Below are 22,010 nucleotides of genomic sequence, written 5' to 3'. Positions count from 1 at the left end.
GATTTGCTACTATATAGTTACCTTGAACGAAAAAGGCGAACCAGGAAGAGAGGTCGTCCCGATGTCCAATTTACAATCGATCGTCCACCCGGCAGTGACCGAGGTTCCAGAGGCGATTGTGAGGGTCTTGGGCGAAAAACCACTGATGGAAAGTGTCACCGTAAAACACTTGTTTAGAGGAGTAGTGGCCGTCGCGTTTACCTGAATGTCATAGACGATGTCTCCTGCGATAAGCAGATTGTTCGCAGTTCCGGGAGATGTGCCAAAGGTGACGTTACCGGCTGGGCATGTACCAGTCGCGGCGGTGCCAACCGATGGTTTGGAGAAACCCTTGTCTCCAACAAGAATACCGTTAGTGATGTTGTATGCACTACCCATCTCAGCCTGGTAGATCGTGCTTGTGGTTGCGATGGTCGCGGCTGAAACTGCGAGCACAAGGATCGCGAGGAAGATTTTGGCTGAGAAATACCAAGTGAACGTGCGTCGAACCCACCTGGACACTGCGGAACCACACTTCATCTTCGAGCATCGGGAAGGTTTCTTAGCGAATGTTTGAGTTTTCAGTCCCTTTGACTATCACATATGGGTAACAGTTCCAATCAACGGATATTAACCCGTACAAGCTTGCTTGGAATAGCTGCTGGGGGACTCCCGGTCTTGCGTCTTGAGGTGCACTCGCTAGTACCCCCTTTTTGGTCAGAGGATTTCCTGTCTGGCAGGGACAATGGGCGAGTTAGGCAAGTCAGGGCGTAGTCTGGGCTTGAATGACTAATGAGTTTGCCTGCTCTATCGAGCGATTCACGAACGATTTCCAGCCGAGATCAGGGGGATGCCTTGCATCGCAGATCAGGGCCGAAAATGGGCGAAATTTCACCATTGCAGCTATGGCACAATGGCCGAGTATGGATTAGCCCTCAGAATCAACGTGTTAAGGGCAATAGAAGAGAGCGGGCTCCCTGGAGGATCCAGGGAAGTCCTTTCTTGGAAGTTGAGGGGTCTAGGTGACGTTGACGTAGACTGTTACTGGTGCGGTAATGGGACTCGCGCCTAGGTCTACGTAGAAAGTGACTGCTCCTGTGTTTGCGTTAGTCGTCCAGGTGCCGCTGGTGATACTGGCCAAGGTTGTCGCGCCGAGGGCACCTCCACCGCTCCTGATAGTTATGTGGATGGTGTGGCTCCCTCCAGTATTTGGAGGGGTGAAGACTAGCGAGTCCATCCAGTGGCCTGCTGTGATTCCAGTGGCTCCCGTGTTTCCGTAGACTTGCTGGGTAGTTGTAGTGGAAGTAATCGCGGTGGTAGCATTGTCTGCAATTGTGTTGGCGACTACGGCTAACCCGTTGTCCACGATACCAAACGTGCCCGTGTTGCTGTGATAGGTACCAACTTCGCCCGTGTAAACGTTGGAAGTGATCGCAATGTTCGCGGCTAGAACGCCTGCGACCATTCCGACCATCGCGACTACGACGAGTGCGAGGGCTGGAACCTTCTTGTTTGTTGCTCTGCTTAGTTTGGCTCTGAGATTGCTCATTTCTCTAATCCTTAGCTCGGCGTAATCAATCTGGCGAACGATAAGCCACGCGTTCCTAGCGTGGACGCTCCACGGTAGCATCCGCAATAGCTAGCGAGTGTGCAGTAGAAACTATTCCTCTTCTCTCGAAGCCCTTCGCGTATACTTCGGCTTTTTCTGCCACTTTCTCAATAAACGCATGACGGGAGGAGCCCTCGGGCGATGGCCGGAGAGCCTTCCGAAAACCGAGGAGCGCCTGACGTGCTCCTCAGATGCGTCCTCTTCGCCGAGACTCCACTTCTTGACTGCTCTAGAGCCTTCTTCATCGGATTCCTCGGCCAGAACTAGTTCTCTTCCTGCGTGCTGCAGAAGGGTTGATTCGATTTGTTTGGCTGAGTCAAACTGTACCTTCTTCTCGACCATCTCCATGTACACCTGGTTCAGCAGCTCGCGATAACTCACAGGCTCCCTCCGTTTCGTAAGGATCGAGACGGCTGACCTCAGCATTGCTCTCTCTTGCCTGGTCATTTTGATCCGGGTCCAGTCTGGTTGCGAGGTGATGGTAAGCTGTGGCGGAGTGTCTGGAAGGGAGGACTCGGTCTCAATGGCCTGCGAAAGAACAGCCGTGGGTTCGGGATCTTGCTGATCAGTTTCCCCTGAGACGATTGGTTTTCTGAATCGCAGTTGGGTTTCAGGGTTGCCTGGGACCCGATTGATTACTGCTGCTTCTTCGATTGAAAACCCTGTCCACTTGAGGAGCCTCTGGAACCGCTCGCTGATGGTTGAAGCCCAAGTTGGAAGGATGATGCTGATTATTCCGCCAGGTTGGACGGTGCTGTAGATCTTTCCGAAAGAGACGAGAAGCTGATCGTCTGTTGCGTTTTCAGGATCTCCGCTGAGAGGGTTTAGTTCTCGATCGTTGGTCGAGAGCCAGACGTGTCGATAGGGCGGTGTCAGGAATAGCTCTCTGACGCCAGGGATCGCGGCGGCTAGTAATCCTCGCTCCTGAAACATCTTCAGGATTACGCTTGTTCCGGCTATTGTGAGACTTAGGAGTCCGAGGTAGAAGTCGAGGTTGAACGCTGCCGTGAGAGAGGGGCTGATGTACGTGTTCAGATCTGTTCCAATGACCTTTGCCGGATAGGACATTGTTCCGCTTGTTGGTGGGTTGACGCCGTATGCTGTGAGGAGGGCTGACTGACCGGCGTGAACGAGGAGAAAGAGACTAAAGAAGAGTTCAGTGAGGCTGGCGAGGCTGAGCCATGTGGCGAGGGGACGCCACCAGACTGTTGGGCGGAGGGACGATACGAGCAGGGTTAGGGAGGATAGGATTAGGAGGATTCGGGTGATCGCGCCTAGGATCGATGCGATCGGGGCTGTTGCGGGGATGCCCGTTGCCACGATCTGTAGATAGAATGGGGAGGCTTGGATGGAAAGTACGTGGCTGTTTGTCGGGCTGTTGAGGGTCCACCAGGGCGCGTTGCTGAGACCTATGAATCCGGCGATAAGGCCAGCGATGAAAGTCGGCAGATCGATTCTCTGGAGGAGCTTGTGGTTTGGGTTCTGAGCACTGGTCTCCGTTTTCGTTCACTATTCTTCAGAGGCCAGGACCCGTGAGCGGCTCGAGGTCCTGTTGGCTGTAATCCGGTTCAGGCGGGCATAGGTTTCCCGTAACTGTTTTGGATTCGACAAAGTCCTTTGAAGTGTAGACGTTCCACGCTAGTCTTGGCATTATCTAGCGTGGAGGATGCACGGCAGAATTCAGTCCGGAGGACTATCGCTTGTTGCTCAGAGGGACTGCTGGATAATTTGTCTATGGTGATACTGCAGGTTTGGAGATGTTTTGCGGGAGAGAGAAAATGGTTCCCCCTGAAAAAAACGGGGGTTTATTGGGGGTTTAGGCTTTCGGTTTCTTTCGCAGGTAGAAGAATGCTCCTAGTCCTGCGAAGAGCGCGCCTATGCCTACCAGTGCGATACCTGTTCCTCCGAGTATGAGGTTGACCAGGTTTGCGCTGTCAGTTCCACCGCCTGAACCTGTCAGGGCGGCTGCTGCTGCGTTTGCATCGTTCAGTGCGTTGTTGTAGTGGTTCTTTGCACCGCTGTAGTCACCGTTGGTCCATGCTTGGTCTCCTAGGGAGTCTTCGGTCATTGCTTGGGCGAGTTGGCCGGCGGCTGCTGTCGAGCCGGGCGGGTTAGTATGTAGTGGTCCGGATATTGCTGCGAGCTCAGTCTGCACGTTCGCGGTGATGCTCTCTTCCTGTAGGTTGGACTGCGCCGCGTTCAACTGGTCGGCTGTGTATACTGCGAGAGCGGCGTAACCGGCGCTGCCGTTGGAGATCGTCCAGCAGGCAGGGCTCTTCTCTGGATTGTTGAACGAGAAGCATGATGCTGCGTTGAGGCTGTTGGAGGCTCCATCCCAGATCGCTACGTTCCACGTGTGGGCTGCTACTCCTCCGCTGGTGGGCATCGGAATGGAGATTGTTACAGTTGCAGTCTGTCCCGCGTTCATTGCGAGAGTATTGGTTGGGCTGGCGTTACTTGCGTTGGTGTACGATGCCATCCAGTCGCCTTTGAACCCGATTGTGACGTTTCGTTGGTAGACTGCGCCTGATCCGCTGCTAGCGACAAGGTAGACGTTTACCGTGAGCGATCCGCCTTGTGCTAACGCGTCAACAGTTGTGCCGGTGAGGGGATCTGTGAAGCCGCTGACTGTCAATCCTGAAAGTGTCACGGTGGGTGTTGAGGCGAGGAATGCGTGTGCTCTGGGGACACTGCTGGACGTTAGGGTTAGTCCAATAAGTAGTACTGATAGGGTTGCGATTACGATTTTTCTTCGTTGCATAGAGCGCGCTTTCGGATAGCGCTGATAAAGAATACGCTGAAACCTAGAATATTACGGGCAGGTTACAGGGCCGCGTCAAGTTCCGATCGATCAGAATATGTCGGTAAGCGATATAGTTGTAAGGATTGTGTCAATTGGAGACTTCCTAGTTCGTAGTTATCCAGACGGCATGGTCATCTCTCCTCGAGCTGCCTGGAAGGATCTGGCCTGTTTCATTATCTCAGTCTCTTTCTCTCTCGTCTGAGATTTCTTTCTAGAGCAACGTGGCTGTTCCCGGTGCTGTCTCTCCGGTGTGCACAAACTCTTACAAGAACGGTTGAGTGTTGTGTAGCCGAGGGTAGTGGGTTTTGCCGCGGAATAACAAAAAGTTCATGCAGACACTAGAGACTGAAACGTATCATGCCATTATGAAAGAGGCCTCGCAACGGGGTGCGACTGTTCAAGAACTATTACGGGCTGTTATCATTCCAGAGTGGCTTAGTGAGAATCGGAAGAAATGGAATAGGTAGGCGTTTACTGGAGCCTGATCAGGCTCAGACAGAGATTCTCGGAACGGCATCTCTGAAATAGTCTCCTGGTCCTTTTTCCCTCCTAGAAATTGTTCTCTTTTGGGATATTGGGACACGGCTGTTGAAAGGGGGGTCAACAGGTTTTGCACGAGCCCGAAGAAATTGGAGCGATGTTTCCAGGCGAGCACAATATTTTCCCTTTCAACGCCGTGTTGCGCCGAACACGGATGATCGGACCGGAAGTATATGGGCGGGACGTCTACAATGTGTTCAATCCGAATACACACTTCGATTGTGGTCCCGTGGCGAAGGACCGCTCTTGCGGCGCGAGGCTCGATCGCTAAGACCCCCTATTTCCTGGAAACGATTTCCTGTCGGCAGTGATAATGGGCGAGACTAGCGATTCAGGGCACAATCCAGGCTAGGATGGCGTTGGAAAGATCGCGACAAACCCGAACGAATTTGCCGACAGCCGAGCGAGGCTTGCCAGAATCGGGATCAGGGCTGATAATAAGCGATCTTTCTAGTCATCTAAGAATATAGGCTGGTTTCCGCATTGTTAGTGGCCATGGCTGGCGAGGTCAGTATGGCGAGCCTTCGGGAGGAGCAGTATGCTCGCCGTTCCGGGATTCTAGTATGGTTTCAATCGCTGGTTATTCTTGCCTTGCTGGTCTGGATATCCGAGGATTACAATAACAACCAGTATTTTCAGGGTTGGGCCGCGCAGAACCTTGGAGGATTGGGGTTCTTGCTGAACGGAAGCCTGGCGGCGTTCTATGCGGGCTTGTTGGTGGCTATCTTTGTCTTCAGGACTCTGCCGAGGATGATTGGGGAGCGGGGGCGTGGAAGAAGGCAGAGGCCGGTTAGGGCGAAACGGAGAGAGGAAGCGGTCATGGTCAGCCCGGAAGCACAGTAGCTGGAACTGGGCGCGGCGCGCGTCTCGGGTAGGCCCCGGGGGGGGCCCGAGAATTTGCGGTACCCAGTCGTCAGACTGGTTTAAAGCGTGTTTCAATAGTAATTTCAGTGCGCGTTTTCAGGATTGCTGCGTCCTGCTTCGGAGGCGCTTCAAGAACTGGTGTCACAGCCGGTTTCATGTCTGGTTCTAGGAGGATTGGGTCGGTGATTTGATCTGCGGTACGGTTTTCGACTGGACAGTTCTGATCTCGCGAGTCTTGGGGCTTTGGATTGGAGGTTTTGTCGAGGATGAGAAGGGGATGGTATTAGGAATCATCTTTTTGGGCTTTTTTCCGGTAAAAGGTAGATTGGTTAGGCAGATTTCTTTCCTGGAAGTCTTCGTCTTCTCAGTCCAAAATAGCCGGCAGCAACTCCGACAACGATCACTCCCACTAGGGCACAGATTATCGCGGGAGACAGACCAAGGATTGTGGCGGGCTGGGGGGTATTTGTCGTTGGGGGCGCTGCAGTTATGTTCGCAGTATACCTTGCAGTATGACTGAGAGAGGGGCTAGTGCCTGTTACTGTTACATTGTAGAGGCCGGGCGTGGATGCGCTGCAGGAGAGGGTTGCTCCTACCGATGGAGTGTACGTGTCCAGGCTGACACTGCTCGGGTTGATCGGGCTGCACGACAGTCCGGAGGAGTGCGTGTCCGAGAGAGCTACTGTTCCAGAGAAACCATAGACTGACGTGACTGTTATCGTGGAGACAGACTGGTGGGCGGTGTCCGCGACCGGAGGAATGTCAGCTGTCAACAAGAAATCACCGGCCGCCCTAACAGGCACTACTGATAGTACAGGGAGGACGACGAGGATGAGGACGAGGATACGGGGACTCGGATTAGACCTGTTCAACCCTCAACTATCAGCTAGGGTCTACTCGTCGGTCCTGTATATACCATGCAGAACAAGATCCTCGAATCCTATTGGTCGAGAACAATCCTGTAGTCTTGTCGCTGCTGGGTGTGGAGTCAGGCCTTTTGGTTGGGCGAAAAAAGAGAAGATTGGAAGTTAACTGGGCTGTACTGTTATTTCTTGTTGTAGATCTTGGCGGTGAACGACTGGTCTTGCTGTATGGCAGATCCTTCGATCCAGCCTTTGACGCTGTTAAGCCAAGAGAGATTCGGGGATTGTGTCATGAACTTCTGCTCTCCCTCGAATGAGACTGTTCCGTCAGCGTTCTGCTTGCCTTTGCCATGTCCCGTGACTGCGACCATGTCCTTGCCTATCATCTGGATGCCTTTGCCTTCCCAATCGCTGGTACCGTCAGTTTTCATGTGAATGTAGACGGTCTCCATGAAATTGCCTTGTAGCTTGCCCGATATCTGGCCGGTGTCGTTGTTCTCCATCTTGATGCCGTTGCTGGTGATGTCTCTGATGCTGAAGCTGTTGGTCTTACCCTTCAGCTCCTCGATCAACTCGCCTTTAGTCTGTTGAGATTGCATGTTTAATCTCCCTTAGAGCCTCTGAGGCTACTATAAGAATAGGCGTCCAGACCCAACAGAAGCTGGCTGTATCCAAGAGGCATCGCGGCTCTAATCTCGAGCTAAAGTCGGCGATCAATGATTTGTGGAACAGAAGAAAAAGCGTAGAGGAGAGTTTGAGTTTGATCTTGTAGGTTAGCTCACTGTGAGGGACCCTTTCATCCATGGATGAAAGAGACAAGCGTACGTGTACGTTCCAGTGTTGAGCGTACTAGTGTCAAGTGTCCAGGATTGACTCGGGATCAGTGTTTGGTTGAAGACGCCGTCACTGATCGGAATGATGAGCGTCTTGAAGCCCTCGGTAACGGGTATGGCGATAGTGTAGCTGCTGAACGTGTGCGGTAGTATGCCGTTGTTTGTTACTGTGACTTGCGCTCCCTTCTTGACCTGGAGGTCGCGCGGTAGGAAGCCCCAGCTGGCGCTTCCGGAGAAGAACTGGGCGGTGCTGGCCTGGTGATGGTCGATGTTTACGCTAGCGGTTGGATGGCTTGTGCCGCTGGCAACGTGGAGTAGAGCTTGCATCCAAGGATGGATCTGGCAGAAGTAGTGATAGTCTCCTGGTGCTAGTTTGGCGTTTGCCGTGTCCAGAGTCCATGACTGGCCTGAAAAGATAGGCGGGAAACCACTGTCAAACTGGCCGTCGGGGACAGGGATCAGGACGTTGACGCCTTCGAAGCTGACCGTCACCTTGTTCGTGTATGACGTTACTGTGTGTTGGTCATATCCATTATCGGTCCATGTTACAGTGCCACCCTGACTAACTGTCGCCGTTCCAGGGCGGAAATCGTAGGCGTGGGCTCCTGGAAAGTTGAAGGTGACGGGGTTGAAGTGGGCGACGTCGACAATGCTAATGCTTGCCTGAGAAGAGGCAGCGTTGACAGGGTTGGCGAACAGAAGAGTTGCTAGTATGCTGATGGCAGGAAGAAGTCTGATAGTGTGCAATATTGTTCGTGTGTTGGTCGGTGTGTCAGTTAATAAGATGGAGCAGGAAAAGAGCATATTTCTCTGTCTCCGGATACCATTCACGATGGCGATGGGGCAAAAGGGGCGGAAAGCGCTTTCAATCGAACATTTGCTGTCTGTTTGATCGTGAGTCAGTGGCCTTTTGGAGAGGGAATCCTAGGCCGCCCGGGCTTTTGCATAGTCGGACCAACGATTCTTCCTGAGGCGGCTTTGTTTTCTGGTCCGAGATCCGCATCGATTCAACTTCTCGGACGAAGATCATCCACCACAATCCTATTCCTGAGAATAGCCAACCGGTCCAGAAGAATTTCCTGAATAGAAAAGTCAACCGGAAGAGAATAGTTCTCGTAGAGAACTCGCAGAACCCGATGGATGATTACATGTGAACATTCGCCGAAAACCTTCTGAAGAACTTCGATCACCTTGTCGAACTTGTTTGGAACCTCGTCTTCTCTGATTCCTTTGCTCTCCAGAATCCGGTAGACCTCGTCCCGGACACCCCGCCCGAGTAATCCTTGCAGGGCTGTGGCGAAGCTGTTGTTCAGGACTTCTTGGAATACGAATATCGAGAGGCTGGACGTGTCATCGACCCCCTCAAACGCGGTTATCTTTTAGCGAGTGATCAGTTCGTGCGAGAGAACCCATCTTTCTTGTCGGTAGTTCTCAGAGACTTTTCGGTAGAGTGATGCGAGGCTGTTGGGGAATGGTTCTATTCGGACCCCTAGAACGGCGGCCAGCCGTTTGGCGCATTCTCTTACGACCATGAAAGCGCCGCTTCCGAGCAGGCTCCGGAGAGCCTGGTCGAATTTCTCCACTCCTTGCGGGAGCTGGCTGGGGTCCACGTTGTAGTTCTGTCTGGCGTGGTAATAGAACAGGTTGGCAACTTGATCGCCAAGAATGCCTACTGAGTAGGCTACTGACTCTCTGAAATCTCGCGCAAGCCCGAGTGTGCCCGGTTGAGAGATTATCAACTCGTCGCCATACCTTCTATCCGATTCTTAACTAGCTGGAGAAAGAGGATGAATATTCTGTTACCCTTGATATAGCCAGCAAAATATGTAGAATCCCGAACATATCGAAAACTGATAGCTAGTGCTAGTTGGTGGCGCAGATTCACCGGAACTGCCCTAACTTGGCTCCGGTGAGTGTCGATGTTGCTATGGGGTTAGGCTAATACGTCCAAGGGCATCCGCCAGCATTGTTGCAATACAGGGGGGCTACATTGACAGCCGCAAAGGCAGCTGCGGCAACCGTAGCGAGATAGACGACCGACGGAAGCAACACAAGCGCGGAGATTGTGGCGATTACAATCGTGTTCCGGACTCTCTTTCCAAACTTCGTTTTCTTACACCTCCACAGAACAACAGGGCCTTCAGAGGAACGACAGCCCATCGCACTTGAGCTTATCCCTTCGCCGATATTAATCCAGCAGTTCGCGAAAGATACCGGATAACTGTGGGTTCCAAAGTCTACTCTACGCATAATAACCGGGTCCGAACCGGGGACAGAACATCATGAGCAAAACGCTCGATATCGATGATCTGAAAAAGAAAGAGTTTGCCAGGCGGACGCGCTGGCTGGTGCTGGCCGAGTCGATGGTGATCCTTGGACTGCTGACATGGGTCTCGGTAGAATACCAGAGCAATCTCTACCTTCAATCCTGGGTGACCACAAACGTGGGACCAATAGGCTTCCTGCTCAATGGAACATTGGCGGGAATATACGCGGGAATACTATTGGGATACACTATGTCGAAGCATTTCGGTAAGAAGACAGAAGAAGAGAAGATTCTGGAGTCGCTGAAAAAGAAGAGCGTAAAGTGACCTTTTTTCTGCGTGTTCTGATTCCTAGACGGTGTGTTCTAAGCACTGGAGATAAATCAAAGAACAGTATACATCTTGTTCGAAGGACGATTGAAGCGGTATCGTCTCTTCTCGATCGGTGTTGGGCTCTTCGCTCTGGCTCTGACGCTGAGTCTCGTCTATCTTGATACGAGACCCCAGAACGGCATGTCAATCCACACAGGGGCTGGTGGTGGAGAGCCCAGAGGGATTCAGTTAAGCGTTTACGGGAACGCTAGTTCGATAGCTGAAGGTCAGGGTATTACGATTACTATAATTGTGACGAATCCGCTCGCTACGAACAGCGACCTGCCAAATGTTCAGAGGTGGGCTGGAAAGGACTTGACCACAGGCCCCTGCGACTGGACGTATCCTCTTGGTTTTGCAGTCTACAATGCTCAGGGAACGCTGATGATCGTATGGGACGCTTTTTCGACCTATTTCTGTCCAGCCTTTCCTTCGGTGGTAAGTCCAACCATTCACTTCGGACCTCACGCAAACATTGTGAAAAGCTGGTTTTTCAACGGCTTCTGGACCGGGGGCAATACGTACGGACCGGGAAGATTCTTTGACGGAGTACTTCACCCGTTTCCTCTTGGCGAATACACGGTAGTCGCGGGGGACATATGGGGTCACTTGGCTGTGACGCACTTTACTGTTGTCTCTCGTCACTGGTAATCTGCCTAGATCGAGTATCTAGTCCTCTCTTTCCCAGGACACAAGATTCCCAAATCAGAGGCTCTCTCTAGATCTCTGGAGGGTCGGCCAGGGGACTCTTCAGGGATCGGGATAGGGATTACGAGAGAGGAAGAGGACGAGGCTTCTGCTTGGAATAGCATTCCGGGTTACGCGAAGGTCATTATGCTGTTTCAGACTGTTGTGATCTTGTTTTTCGCGTTCTGGTTTTACCAGGAGTATGCGAACAACGCGTTTTTCCAAGTTTACGTTAACAACTTCTTCCAAGGCGGCCTTCTTACAGTGATAATCGTCATCGCAATTGTTGGCTTCACAGGTGCGGCCTTGGCCTTGTACTGGAGGTTGCGAAGTACGCACAGAGAGCTTCAGCGGCTTCTTTCAGGACAGAGGGCTGGTTCAGAGGGTAGCGGGCGCGGTCAGGTTCTTGATAACCGAACGGAACAGCATCTTATCGAGATGATACGAAAGACGATGCCGATGAAAGAGAAAGAAGAGTCAGGACAATAGAATCCCGCTCTTCTCATCGCTTTGAGTTGGTTCCGAGGAAGCCGAAGTCCGTTTTCCTGAGTCTTTGTTCTTTGGCGCGAATCGTTATGGGGCGAGCGGGTAGCAACATATACAGGTAAGTGCACGTATCGGGACATGGCGCATAAGACGCTGACGATATCTGAGGAGGCGTATAACGCGTTAGCCCGGACAAAGGGCAAGGACGAGTCGTTCACTAAGGTCATCCTTCGACTCACGCGGAAGAAAGCTGCAGGGAACCTCTTGGACTATATTCGATCCTTCTCACCCGACGAAGAACTGGCTTCTGCGGTCGAGAAGGTGTTGGAGAAGCGCAGTAAGATACGGCTCAGATCTCCCGAGTTCTAGATCCTCCATAGTCTGTTTGGACACAACGTTTCTCGTGGACCTTGTACGCGCGAAACCAGAAGCGGAAAAGAAACTGCTGCACTTCCTGGAGAATGATGAACGAATTACGACTACTCCCGTGAACGCAGCCCAACTCTATGATGGGGCTTACTCCACCAAGAGTCGAAGAACCGAGACCGAGAGGGTCGGAGGGCTACTGGAGCACTTAGAACTGCTCGAAGTCTCGCTCGCTGTCTGCGAAAAGTACGGTAGGCTCATCAACGAGCTCAAGGCCAAGGGTCCACCGATTGGCGATCTGGATACACTCGTAGCGAGCACTGCTCTGATTCATCGACAGATTCTCTTAACTCGGAACAAGGCGCATTTCGAGAAAGGGCCTGGGCTCGTAGTCGAAACCTGGTAGAGAGACTAGGGGACGCTGCGCGAACCTGCTCGAGAAAGGATTCGCGCGGATATGCGATGCCAATGGATATGTTGCGGCTGAGCTGCCTCGAAAGGATTTGACCGCTCAGCTCCGGACGTACAGTGAGTGTGTCTTTCTACCGTTTTTTTCTTTGATCAGGCTCGATTCGCAAATGAATTCTGTGTGCTCCCCTCTGGGTTAAGGAGTTGTAGCTTATGTCTGGACCATGGTTCGATTCGAATATTGATTCAGGGTTCGATGTTCAGCATCCTCTATCCCTTATCCAGCCAATAATGAAGTCTTGTCTTGGCGTCACTAGTGCGAGCAATGAAAGCGGTCAAACAGAAGTATCAGGCTTCAGAGGATCTACTTTGGCTCTTAGACGAATTCAGACGCGTTGTAAACGTCTGCGTTATGATTGGAATCGAACGTAACATCTCTTCACTCAAGAGTCTCGCTTCAGCCGCCTACTCAAGTCTCAGCCGTAACATCCCCAGCTACTACCGGCTCGGAGCGATCAGCACGGCCACCGGGATACTTCGTAACTACCGGAAGGCTAAGAGAAAGAACTCCGGGACAATCGTTCCATATGCCAGAAAGATGATGTTGACTACGAACTACGGGTTCAAAATAGAGAATAATCTTCTGAGACTTCCAATCAAGCCACGGCAGTACATTTATGTCAAGCTCAACGATCATACTATGAAGGCACTCTCCGGGTTCGAAGTTCGCGCTGTCACCGTGACCCCACAGTCGCTCAGCATTAGCCATTCAAGAGAGTCAATTGAGATCGAACCGGAGGGATATCTGGGGATAGATCTTAACCTGAACAACGTTACAATCGCCTCAACGGAAGGAACAGTGCGAACGTTCGACCTGTCGAAGGCCACCAGCATCAAGTCGACCTATCGTTATGTTAAAGGTCGGTTCACGAGGAATGATGCGCGAATAAGAGTAAGGGTATACTCTAAGTATGGAAAGAAGCAGAGGAACCGCGTGCAGCCACTACTCCACAGCGTGTCCAAGAGAATCGTCGAGGAAGCCAGGTCAAAGCGGTACGGGATTGTACTCGAGAAGCTGACCGGGATCAGAAGATTGTATCGCAAGGGAAATGGCCAAGCGAGAAGCTATCGGGCCAGGATGAACAGCTGGAGCTATGGAGAGCTTCAACGACAGATAGAGTACAAGGCTGGATGGGAAGGGTTGAAGGTAAACTACGTTCCTGCTAGGAACACGTCAAAACGGTGCTCAATATGCGGGTACAAGACCCTAGAGAGCACCAGACGAAGACTATGGTGTCCACACTGTGGAGCCGTACTAGACAGGGACGAGAACGCGGCTAGGAACATAGCCGCAGGAGGGCTGAGGTTCAGCCCCAACGGGCCTCCAGGTGAAGCAATGGTAGAGGAACAGGAACCGGAGAACGCGACACTAATCCTCAAAGTCGATGGAGACAAGTTAAGTCAACAACCCACAACCACAACAATTCGTTCAATGAAGACTTAACAGAACCACAAGTCCTCATAGGCGGCGGTCCTTATACTCTCTCGGAGAAATGTGAGCGAGAGATGAGTCACGCGTTGAAAGTTGAGGTTCGAGAGCTCACACCGGAGCTCCTCGATGACTACCTTAGGTTCTTTGATAAGGATGCCTTCACCGATTTTCCAGAATGGTCAGGGTGTTACTGCGGATTTTACGATACGCCGGGTCAGGAATGGGATGCCTCAGCTAAAGCTGGGCCCGCTCATAGAGCAGCTCGGGCCGAACGAATAAGATCAGGCAAAGCCCATGGGTTGCTAGCTTTCGCAGACGGGAGAGTCGTTGGTTGGTGCAACGCGCAGCCGCGATATGCCTTCGTAAACATGAGAAGGTATGCGTCAGTCATAGACAATCCTGCTGAGTTAGTTGGCTCGATCATGTGCTTTCTCGTAGCTCCTGGACACAGAGGAAAGGGCGTGGGCAGTGCGCTTCTGAATGCAGCATGCGATAAGTTTCGTCAGGACAAGCTACGTGTTGCAGAAGGGTATCCTACAACCAATCCGGTCAAGCGGGATTGGGAGACTCCGTGGGCCGAAGAGAACTACAAGGGCTCTTTGAGCATGTACCTGAAGGCAGGATTCAAGATTCATCGCCAACTAGAACGGTTCGCGATTGTAAGAAAGCAGCTGTAGGTTTTACAGCGTTCTGGCCATTATGATGCTATCAATGAACTTTCCTTTTCTTAGCATTTTCTTCGGTATCCTGCCTGTTGCCTTGAAGCCGGTTCTCTCGTAAACGTGGGTTGCCCGTGGGTTGTTTGCGAAGACCTCCAGTTGGATCGTTTTGAGTCCGACTTTCCGAGATTCCTTGACAAGCGCGCGCATCATTTCCAAGCCGATTCCGCGGTCCCTATGTTTCTTCGAGATTGCTATGCCAAGGTATCCGTGACGTTTTGTGTCCTCGTACGACCCTCTCGTGACTGAACCGTTTCCCACCACTCGTCCTCCTACCTCCGCTACGACACTGACGATGCTGCCTCGTTCTATTCCGGTTATCTGGTTGGCGAGCCATTCCGCCTCTTCATCCCTTGTCTGTTTTCTATCGGCGACTATTCCGAGGTTTGGCTCCCGATCTTTCTCACTGACGAGATTATTGATGAAGGTTACACAATCGTCGAGGTCTTCCCACTTCAAAGCTCGCAAGGTCACGCTCTCGCCCCTTGACGTTTTGAAACGGCCGTAGACAATCCCGGTTTTGGTGCTGGGTTTGCGCGCTTGTCTATTGCACCGTCCACATTGATCCTTTGATGGGCTGGTGTACCTTGCACAGGTCTTTGATGAAGAGTTCGTAGAGGTGCGGCTGTTCTGTATGTATTGGGACGAGTGTCTTAGGGCTAATCTGGCCTATCGTTTCTCGAAGTTCGGTGGGCATCATGTGTCCCGAGCTGTGAATCTGGTACATTGGCAGTCCGAAATGGTTGAGCCAGTTTACGAAGCGTTCATGATCAATCTCCATCTCCTCGTTGAACGGTTCGGAGCTACTATTGATGAACGCCCCACCCGCATCAGGCTTTATGTCCAAAACCTCGTTCATATCATAGGAGCTGGCGGCTAGAACGAACTTTCCCTGTGTTTCCTTGATATCCTTCGATGTCTTGACGGTGCCATTCTTCATCACCTCTTTCTCCCAATTGTAGTAGGTCTTCTTCGATCTCTGGTAGACGACAATATTGGTGTCGTGGGAGATGTCTGGAATGTCTAGGTGTTTGTCTTTGTTCAGTGCTTGTAGGAGATGAGCCTGCCTCAATGAAACAGCTAGGACCCTGTTATTCTTCTTGGCAATCTCGTAGAACGTTCTCAACCTGTCCACGTCCGCGGTCGAAAAATTTGCGAGCACCAGCCCGCTGGTCTTCCGAATCACATGGTCAACCTTGTCAACTACTTCCGATTCAGATTGCAAGTCACCTCGAACTAGGTTTGTGCCCTCGCAGAGAAACAGCTCCGGATTCGACCTCTCTGCACTCTCTGCAAAATCCTGTGTCAAGTCAGACCTAGGCCCGTGAGCTCTGAAATCCCCGCTGTAGACAAGCGTCCCAATCGACGTATGGATAACAAAACCGTAGGATCCGGGAATGCTGTGGTCTACATGAACCGGCTCTACCTCGATTCCTCCCATTTTCACCCGGTCTCCAGTTCGAAAAGTCTTGAACTGAATTTCGTCAAGATCGTTCTCGAAGCCCCCTGGACGAGCGGTTGACAGCGCCTCCAGAATCATCTTCGTGGTCTCGCCGCAGTAGACGGGTATCTGGCGATTGAGTAGGGAGATCGACATCGAGTGGTCGATATGGGCGTGACTGAGGAAGACAGCGTCTGCAGGTACTTCCCCTTCTCCTCTGTAAAGGCCGGCGACGTCGGGAATGATACCTAGATTGATTAGCCCGCTTTCGTTTCTGGGCGACAGGAAGGGTTCGGAGAAGAATCGTCCCCTCTCTCCCAAGCTCATGCCAAAATCTAGCATGATCTTGGAGTCTCTGTCACGGACGAGGATCATGTTTCCGCCTATTTCGCCCGCCCCGCCGTAGAAGGTGAGGTCGACCATGAACCCACTATCCTCTTGATGTTCCAGGTCCTCTGATTATAGAGCTTCAGATGACTCTGCGCGGATGGTTTTGGACTTGCAGAAGATAGCGAGTTCCGCTCTTCGATTCCTTTCGAATCGTAACTCTGTCGCCTGACTTCACTGCTTTGACTCTAACGAAAAAGTGCGAGTGTGGAAACCCAGGTCCTCTACAAGAACAGGGATAGGATTCAACCATGGCTCTTCGCGCGCGGCCATTCTGGAGCATCTGAAATCTTCGGCCCGATGTCGGAAAGAAGGATAGTCGATCTTTCAGGATGATCACGTAGCCACCCTGCTCCTCTTCTGAGGTGATCTTTTTCGAGTAGACGTCCTTCATCCTCATGCTGTGAGACCCTCTCCATCACGTTTAGGCGAGAACACGACTCCGCTCAGAAGAACCTTCTCCCCTTGAGTTAGGCTTGATGCGTTCCGCCAGATAGCTTTTCAACCCCCATTCCGATAGAACCTGATTGATCTGGCATCATGGCCGATCTGATTGGATGGGTAATCGGTTTTTTCTCCGCCCACCCCTCGGGCCTCCTCGCCACGCTTCTATTCATCTTCGCTGTTAGTGTTGCTGGCAATCTCATCCCATTCTTCCCGACACCTTACCTCTTGCTCGTGGTCTCGATCGCCATAGGGGATGCGTATCAGGGAATTGGGATCATACAGATCGCAGCCGTTGCGGCGCTCGGTTCTGCCACTGGGAAGCTGGTGAGTTACGCTCTTGGGTACGGTGCCAGGCGAGCAATTCGTAAACAGGAGAGGTTCGATTCCCTCAGAAAACTACTCGGCGGAAGCACTTTCCTCGTAGGAGTGCTCTTTGCAGCGTCTCCACTTGTCGACGCGGCCTTCATTCCCATGGGCATCATCCGCTATAGCCCTCCGAAAACCTATCTGGCGCTATACACTGGCAAGTTCATCTGGATTCTCTCGGTGCTATATGTCGCGAGACAATCAAGCCAGTTTGTCGACCAGTTTCTCGGAGAAAACGTCTACGCATCGATCTTGTCAGCCGCTCTCGTTCTCTCCACGGCGTATCTCATCATCAGGGTTGACTGGGAGAAGAGATTGCTGGGACACAAGGATAGTCTTCGAAGTAAACTACTAGGGAGGATTCGTAACTTCTTCTCAAGGCAAAGAAGCGACCGACGAGGCCCTGGGCAACAGGATCCTTCAACATAGGAATTCACAGAACTTTGCGCCTTCCTCGACTGATGAAAGAGTATCCGATTATTCGGATTATGGCAGTACTGGCGCTGATCATTCTTTCATTTCCCGGCCTTGCGACGATGAGTGCGCGTGCTGAATCGTACAAGTTGAACTACGATTTAGGCTACAGTGGGATACCTTTTCCTGGGGGTGTTATCTCGATTCTCAGTAACTTTACGAACGTTGGTCAGTTGACCATTAGAGTCACCACCATATCGCTAGCGTCGGACTTCTGGTCCAATGGAACACGTCAGATTTCCTCGGGGCTTTCGTTCAACTTGACAGCGAGCATGAGAGGGGGGATCGATACTCCGGTTCTGATCCCACCAAACGCGTTCATAGGTAACCACAACGTCAGGGCGACCGCGACATGGCAGTACAGCAACAACTCCGCTTGGTTCAACACCAATCCAGTCAGCGTTAGTAAGATGGTTCTAGTTTCCCAGACCATCGGTTCACTATTCTCCAGTTACGCCACAATACTGCTTATCGTTGGGCTTGGGATCGCTGGAGTAATTGTGGTCTTAGCTGCATTTGTCATGGCTAGACGAAGGAAGAAACAAAAACCAAGCGCCCCCTCTGCCCGAGGGCCCTACCTCCAACTTGCAGATTCTAACGGGGCGCTTACCTTCGCTCGGTCCCTAACCGTTCGAGACGATGAGCTGAGAACTTGATTTACCGCAAGACCATTTAAGCAGAGCCAACTCTCCGATCTTCGGGAATTCCTCTGCCTACTGCCAAGAAGCCTGACCGCCGGCGCAATGTATTGCAGGCATTAGACATCGACGAAACCAAGGGAATAATCACCGCATTCGATGAACGTTTTCTCTTCATTCCCGTTGCACTGATTCATTCCATCGAGGACAAGTTGACCGAAAGCTTCGGCCCCATTACAGCCACTAGTTTCCAGTATAGCATCGGCAAACAAGGAGGGTCTCAATACATGAGTATCGCGAAAAAATCCGGTTTTGACATCAAACGCCCTGGAGGACTGAACCAGGTTGCGGATAGTCTGGGTACCCTTGGCGGATGGGGGAAAGTCTCGATAGTCGACTTTGATCTCGAGAAGAAGATTGCCAGGGTAAGATGGACAAACGGGGTCTCTGTCCGGAACCGGAAGGGCAAGACTCCAGTATGTCATTTTGGCCGCGGTATTCTTACCGGTGCGATGGAGCAGACTTTTGGTAGAAAGCTAGAGTCGCTGGAGGTGTCCTGTCAAGGTAAGGGTGATCGGTTCTGCGAGGCTGTAATTGGCGAGCCTGCGGAGATCACTCGAATCGCTGAGCAATCGAAGAGATTGCCCGACTAGTAGTTCGAATTCGAGAACGATATTTTCAGTAGTCTGTCTAATCCCTGGAATGATTGGTTACGATATTTTTCGCCCTGGTCTGTAATTCTGTACACCCGCCTACTTCTCCGCGTTGGAGACATCCATTCCCCAGCGACTAGTCTGCGCTCTTCCAGCTCGTAAAGCAATGGGTACAGTGTCCCCGCACCAATGTGGGCGCCGGTCTTCACTTTCAATTCCCGCATGATCTCGTAGCCGTGTTTTCCTCCATTGTCTAGAAGTGAGAGGACGAAGAGGTCGAGGAAGCTCTTAACCATGCGCTCATTGACGGCTTTTGTCATGCTTTCACGAGGAAACTATCGAGATTCGATATTATCGAATTTCAATATAAGACCCCCTCTTAAGAGGGTATCGCATCCTCGCCTTACTAGGTCCAATTGAGCCGAGAGGATGCCTATGAAGGGCTGCAGTGTACAGAATGCCATGCCGCCTATGCTAAGGGTAAGATTGCCCAAAAGTGCTCCAAGTGTAATGGACTCCTGGATACAATAATCAATCCAGAGATGCTCAGCGGGTTCTCGAAGAACGATCTCGACCACACTCCATCCATGTGGAAATACAAAGCCTTCCTGCCCGTTGATGAGACATACAGGATTGTCTCCGCAGGCGAGGGGAATACTCCCCTCAGAAAGCTGAACTCCTTTCATGGAAACGTGTGGGTGAAAGACGAGACGAAAAACCCGACCGGGACGTTCAAGGATCGAGGCGCCTCTCTCGCGATCACGGCTCTTTCCTCATTGAGTGTAGAGGACATCGTCTTGTCTTCCGAGGGGAACGCGGGATGCTCATTCGCCCTATATTCACACATCGCAGAACTAACCTGTCGAGTGTTTCTTCCCCGGCGAGCAAATCCCGCAAAAATCGAACTCTCCAGGAAACTTGGAGCAACCGTCAGCCTTGTTGACGGTACGATCGCAGACGCCGGACGTCGAGCGGAGAATGTTGCCAATAGGAAAGGACCCTACAATGCCTCGACTTTTGTCACACCGTTTCGCCATGATGGCAAAGGGACCATTGCCCTGGAAATCTGCGAACAGTTTGATTGGAGAGTTCCAGACTACGTCCTATACCCTGTCGGGGGCGGAGTCGGCCTAGTGGGAATGTGGAAGATGTTTTCGATTCTGGAAAAAATCGGGTGGGTCAAAGGGAGACCGGGTTTCATCGCGGTCCAGCCTGCGGGCTGCGCGCCAGTGGTCAAGGCCTACAACTCCAAGAGAGACGATGTTGAAGAATGGAAGAATCCCGAAACCATCGCCTTCGGCCTCAAAATTCCCAAGCCACTGGCTGGGAAGTGGATTCTTCGTTGCCTCAAAGAGTCAAAGGGCATAGCATTGTCCGTTACAGATTCGGAGATCCGCAAGTCGATGGGTCAAGCTCTCAAGACTGAAGGTCTTCTCCTCGAGCCCTCTAGCGCAGCGACAATCGCAGCTCTATCCCATCTTTACCAGGAGAAGATGATCGACAGGTCAGCAAATGTAGTCCTCATAGCAACCGGGTCTGGGCTGAAGACCCTAGAGCAGATCTAGGTACGAAGGCTACTTGACTAATGCAGCAAGTCGTTCTGACATCGTTGTTATCTTGTCTTTGTACGAGTCTAGCTTCGCTCGGTCGGTTTTTGTTAGGTCTTCGAAGTATGATATGTAGCCTGTGATCTCGTTTAGCATTGCGTCTATTGATCGGGGGCCGGTGAAGTGGTGGCTGAAGGGCCATTCTTCTTCCTGTTGCGCCTTGGTTGTTAGCTCGTATCTGCCGTCCTCCCTCTTCTTGATGAGTCCATCCTGGACCATTTCTTCGAGCATTGGGTAGACGGATCCTGGGGAGGGTCTCCACCATCCCTGGCTCATGTTTTCGATCTCGTCCATTATCTCCGCTCCGTTCTTTGGCGATCTTCTTAGGATGTTGAGGACCCAGGGTCTGAGCCCACGTTTTCTGAACATTCCAAATCCACGAAACATTCGATATCGCTTTTCCGATATTGGATATCCGATATCGAGATATAAACATTCCCATCCTCAACAGCCTTGCCAATACGACTCTATCGAGCGACCGTAAATCGCCAATTAGATGCCAAGATCTCGAATCTATCACATCACCCACATCTCATCCTAGAATCCTTCGGGAATGGCGGGACAGATCAAGCAAACTCACGAGCCGTCCAAGCCCAGACCGCGCCCTGACTCGCCTAATTCGCCCATTATCACTACCATACGGGAAATTTTCGAGAAAAAAAGGGGGGTACTAGCGAGAGGGTCTTGAGACGTAAGAGTGGTTTCCCCGGAAAATCACGCTTATGTCCGACCCGCACAGAATCTAGGTTCACAATATGACCATCCAGATCGACGATGCGGGCGTCGGAGACCTTCTATACGGAGTCGTGGTTGGAGCGCACCGTAAGGAAACTGGAGAGTTTCATTATGATATGATTCCCGTGTCCTACTTCCAGAGTCCGAGTTTCGGGAGAAAGATGTACCAGAAGAAGGCGACAGAGCTCGCCCTCAATCTCCTTTGCCAGATGAAACTGGGCGAGGATGAAGAGATCGAAATATGCAGTAGTTTCCTTTTCGATGAGACTAGGCCTCTTCTAAGCGAGAAATATGGAAAAACAAGAGTCAAGACCGCCGTGATAACGGGATACGCTCAGAATAACGTGGAGACAGCGTACCTGGACGAGATCAGAAACCTAGGGTATGAGCCGATTCCCGAAAGGGACGATAAGCGCGCGAGGAGCTTCTTTCACATGCTAAAGTGGATCAAGAACGACCCTGAACGGCTCAAATACGCGAAGACCGGATGGCCACGCTTGAGGAGGTACATCAGCCTCCCAAGAAAGTATGACAGTCACCGCCCAACACGTTAGCGGGATCGTGACGAGAAAGAAATAAGTCGCATCCCTGACCACTCAGGCAACTGAGCCATGAGCCTACTGGACATGATCGCAGGCGAGATGCTCCTCGTACCAGGTGTCGAGATGAAAGACCATGGAGACGAAGAGATCGAGCTGCACGTGGGCGGCAAGTCCTTCGCTCACATTCACAGCCCAGACCGGATAGAATTACGGTTGCCGCCTGACCTGAAAGAGGTCATGATCAGCCAAGGCACAGTCTCCCGCTCTCCGGAAGTCCATGACCGCGAAGGATGGGTCATACTCAAACTAGGACCCAGACCAGACCTCCGCCGAATAATGAGGATTCTACAACAGTCCTACCAGTTCGCCTCCTCCACAGTATAGCCGAACACCAGAATCCTTCGCTCAATGCTTATACCGTAACCAATCTTTCAG

28 protein-coding genes are annotated in these 22,010 nt (G+C 51.8%); 14 read left to right on the top strand and 14 right to left on the bottom strand.

Features of this window, described 5'->3' with window-relative positions; all coding sequences use genetic code 11:
* Window positions 1–9 precede the first annotated feature (9 nt).
* The 5 genes from VGS11_00870 to VGS11_00850 form a co-directional block, all read right to left on the bottom strand.
* Entirely contained in the window at window positions 10–501 is a 492-nt protein-coding gene (locus tag VGS11_00870) for a hypothetical protein (GenBank protein ID HEV2118650.1), read from the bottom strand.
* A 496-nt stretch (window positions 502–997) separates the two neighbouring features.
* Window positions 998–1,615, bottom strand: coding sequence for a hypothetical protein (locus tag VGS11_00865; protein ID HEV2118649.1), 618 nt, complete (start codon window positions 1,613–1,615; stop codon window positions 998–1,000).
* 24 nt (window positions 1,616–1,639) lie between these two features.
* The gene (locus tag VGS11_00860; protein HEV2118648.1) at window positions 1,640–2,908 is read right to left on the bottom strand and encodes a hypothetical protein; all 1,269 of its coding nucleotides are present in this window, start codon (window positions 2,906–2,908) and stop codon (window positions 1,640–1,642) included.
* A 196-nt stretch (window positions 2,909–3,104) separates the two neighbouring features.
* Window positions 3,105–3,239 (bottom strand): hypothetical protein, encoded by a 135-nt coding sequence (locus tag VGS11_00855; protein HEV2118647.1) that lies wholly within the window; start codon window positions 3,237–3,239, stop codon window positions 3,105–3,107.
* Window positions 3,240–3,404: 165 nt separating this feature from the next.
* Window positions 3,405–4,349 carry a hypothetical protein gene (locus VGS11_00850; protein ID HEV2118646.1) on the bottom strand — a complete coding sequence of 315 codons (945 nt, stop codon included), beginning with the start codon at window positions 4,347–4,349 and terminating at the stop codon, window positions 3,405–3,407.
* Window positions 4,350–5,444: 1,095 nt separating this feature from the next.
* Here VGS11_00850 and VGS11_00845 point away from each other — a divergent pair.
* Window positions 5,445–5,774, top strand: a complete 330-nt coding sequence (locus tag VGS11_00845; protein ID HEV2118645.1) for a hypothetical protein — start codon at window positions 5,445–5,447, stop codon at window positions 5,772–5,774.
* Between the two features lie 350 nt (window positions 5,775–6,124).
* Here VGS11_00845 and VGS11_00840 read toward each other — a convergent pair whose 3' ends face one another.
* The 4 genes from VGS11_00840 to VGS11_00825 form a co-directional block, all read right to left on the bottom strand.
* Entirely contained in the window at window positions 6,125–6,667 is a 543-nt protein-coding gene (locus VGS11_00840; GenBank protein ID HEV2118644.1) for a hypothetical protein, read from the bottom strand.
* 173 nt (window positions 6,668–6,840) lie between these two features.
* Entirely contained in the window at window positions 6,841–7,257 is a 417-nt protein-coding gene (locus VGS11_00835; GenBank protein HEV2118643.1) for a hypothetical protein, read from the bottom strand.
* A 174-nt stretch (window positions 7,258–7,431) separates the two neighbouring features.
* Window positions 7,432–8,238: a cupredoxin domain-containing protein gene (locus VGS11_00830; protein HEV2118642.1), complete on the bottom strand. Its 807-nt coding sequence runs from the start codon at window positions 8,236–8,238 to the stop codon at window positions 7,432–7,434.
* Window positions 8,239–8,870: 632 nt separating this feature from the next.
* A complete protein-coding gene (locus VGS11_00825; protein ID HEV2118641.1) occupies window positions 8,871–9,230 on the bottom strand; it encodes a hypothetical protein in 360 nt (119 codons plus the stop codon).
* 543 nt (window positions 9,231–9,773) lie between these two features.
* Here VGS11_00825 and VGS11_00820 point away from each other — a divergent pair.
* The 7 genes from VGS11_00820 to VGS11_00790 all read left to right on the top strand — a co-directional run bounded on the left by VGS11_00820 (window position 9,774) and on the right by VGS11_00790 (window position 14,243).
* Window positions 9,774–10,082 carry a hypothetical protein gene (locus tag VGS11_00820; GenBank protein ID HEV2118640.1) on the top strand — a complete coding sequence of 103 codons (309 nt, stop codon included), beginning with the start codon at window positions 9,774–9,776 and terminating at the stop codon, window positions 10,080–10,082.
* Between the two features lie 90 nt (window positions 10,083–10,172).
* Window positions 10,173–10,778 (top strand): hypothetical protein, encoded by a 606-nt coding sequence (locus VGS11_00815; GenBank protein HEV2118639.1) that lies wholly within the window; start codon window positions 10,173–10,175, stop codon window positions 10,776–10,778.
* 183 nt (window positions 10,779–10,961) lie between these two features.
* Window positions 10,962–11,303, top strand: coding sequence for a hypothetical protein (locus VGS11_00810; protein HEV2118638.1), 342 nt, complete (start codon window positions 10,962–10,964; stop codon window positions 11,301–11,303).
* 135 nt (window positions 11,304–11,438) lie between these two features.
* Window positions 11,439–11,669, top strand: a complete 231-nt coding sequence (locus tag VGS11_00805) for an antitoxin VapB family protein (GenBank protein ID HEV2118637.1) — start codon at window positions 11,439–11,441, stop codon at window positions 11,667–11,669.
* Between the two features lie 16 nt (window positions 11,670–11,685).
* The gene (locus tag VGS11_00800) at window positions 11,686–12,072 is read left to right on the top strand and encodes a type II toxin-antitoxin system VapC family toxin (protein ID HEV2118636.1); all 387 of its coding nucleotides are present in this window, start codon (window positions 11,686–11,688) and stop codon (window positions 12,070–12,072) included.
* A gap of 306 nt (window positions 12,073–12,378) precedes the next feature.
* Window positions 12,379–13,578, top strand: a complete 1,200-nt coding sequence (locus VGS11_00795) for a transposase (protein HEV2118635.1) — start codon at window positions 12,379–12,381, stop codon at window positions 13,576–13,578.
* 74 nt (window positions 13,579–13,652) lie between these two features.
* Complete coding sequence (locus VGS11_00790; GenBank protein HEV2118634.1) at window positions 13,653–14,243, top strand: GNAT family N-acetyltransferase; 591 nt, start codon at window positions 13,653–13,655, stop codon at window positions 14,241–14,243.
* 3 nt (window positions 14,244–14,246) lie between these two features.
* On the opposite strand, the gene VGS11_00785 is transcribed toward VGS11_00790, so the two are convergent.
* The 3 genes from VGS11_00785 to VGS11_00775 all read right to left on the bottom strand — a co-directional run bounded on the left by VGS11_00785 (window position 14,247) and on the right by VGS11_00775 (window position 16,513).
* On the bottom strand, window positions 14,247–14,753 hold the full coding sequence (locus VGS11_00785; protein ID HEV2118633.1) for a GNAT family protein: 507 nt from the start codon (window positions 14,751–14,753) through the stop codon (window positions 14,247–14,249).
* Window positions 14,754–14,829: 76 nt separating this feature from the next.
* Window positions 14,830–16,149: an MBL fold metallo-hydrolase gene (locus tag VGS11_00780; protein ID HEV2118632.1), complete on the bottom strand. Its 1,320-nt coding sequence runs from the start codon at window positions 16,147–16,149 to the stop codon at window positions 14,830–14,832.
* A gap of 46 nt (window positions 16,150–16,195) precedes the next feature.
* Window positions 16,196–16,513 (bottom strand): hypothetical protein, encoded by a 318-nt coding sequence (locus tag VGS11_00775; protein ID HEV2118631.1) that lies wholly within the window; start codon window positions 16,511–16,513, stop codon window positions 16,196–16,198.
* Window positions 16,514–16,653: 140 nt separating this feature from the next.
* Here VGS11_00775 and VGS11_00770 point away from each other — a divergent pair, with 140 nt between their 5' ends.
* The 3 genes from VGS11_00770 (at window position 16,654) to VGS11_00760 (ending at window position 18,691) form a co-directional block, all read left to right on the top strand.
* Complete coding sequence (locus tag VGS11_00770) at window positions 16,654–17,355, top strand: VTT domain-containing protein (GenBank protein ID HEV2118630.1); 702 nt, start codon at window positions 16,654–16,656, stop codon at window positions 17,353–17,355.
* A gap of 14 nt (window positions 17,356–17,369) precedes the next feature.
* Entirely contained in the window at window positions 17,370–18,056 is a 687-nt protein-coding gene (locus tag VGS11_00765; protein HEV2118629.1) for a hypothetical protein, read from the top strand.
* 92 nt (window positions 18,057–18,148) lie between these two features.
* Entirely contained in the window at window positions 18,149–18,691 is a 543-nt protein-coding gene (locus VGS11_00760; GenBank protein ID HEV2118628.1) for a 4-vinyl reductase, read from the top strand.
* Here VGS11_00760 and VGS11_00755 read toward each other — a convergent pair.
* A complete protein-coding gene (locus VGS11_00755) occupies window positions 18,688–18,987 on the bottom strand; it encodes a PadR family transcriptional regulator (GenBank protein ID HEV2118627.1) in 300 nt (99 codons plus the stop codon). The two genes, VGS11_00760 and VGS11_00755, sit on opposite strands and share 4 nt — an antisense overlap.
* 120 nt (window positions 18,988–19,107) lie before the next feature.
* Here VGS11_00755 and VGS11_00750 point away from each other — a divergent pair, with 120 nt between their 5' ends.
* Window positions 19,108–20,256, top strand: coding sequence for a threonine synthase (locus tag VGS11_00750; protein HEV2118626.1), 1,149 nt, complete (start codon window positions 19,108–19,110; stop codon window positions 20,254–20,256).
* A gap of 9 nt (window positions 20,257–20,265) precedes the next feature.
* On the opposite strand, the gene VGS11_00745 is transcribed toward VGS11_00750, so the two are convergent.
* Window positions 20,266–20,685: a PadR family transcriptional regulator gene (locus VGS11_00745; GenBank protein HEV2118625.1), complete on the bottom strand. Its 420-nt coding sequence runs from the start codon at window positions 20,683–20,685 to the stop codon at window positions 20,266–20,268.
* Between the two features lie 368 nt (window positions 20,686–21,053).
* On the opposite strand from VGS11_00745, the gene VGS11_00740 reads away from it, so the two are divergent.
* On the top strand, window positions 21,054–21,587 hold the full coding sequence (locus tag VGS11_00740) for a hypothetical protein (GenBank protein ID HEV2118624.1): 534 nt from the start codon (window positions 21,054–21,056) through the stop codon (window positions 21,585–21,587).
* Between the two features lie 57 nt (window positions 21,588–21,644).
* A complete protein-coding gene (locus VGS11_00735) occupies window positions 21,645–21,959 on the top strand; it encodes a luciferase family protein (protein ID HEV2118623.1) in 315 nt (104 codons plus the stop codon).
* The last annotated feature ends 51 nt before the right edge of the window (window positions 21,960–22,010 follow it).

The sequence above is a fragment of the Candidatus Bathyarchaeia archaeon genome, from assembly GCA_035935655.1.
In the GTDB taxonomy this organism is placed as follows: Archaea; Thermoproteota; Bathyarchaeia; order 40CM-2-53-6; family 40CM-2-53-6; genus 40CM-2-53-6.
Note: the sequence above shows the minus strand (reverse complement) of the source record. Positions and strands in the feature narration are given on the sequence as shown.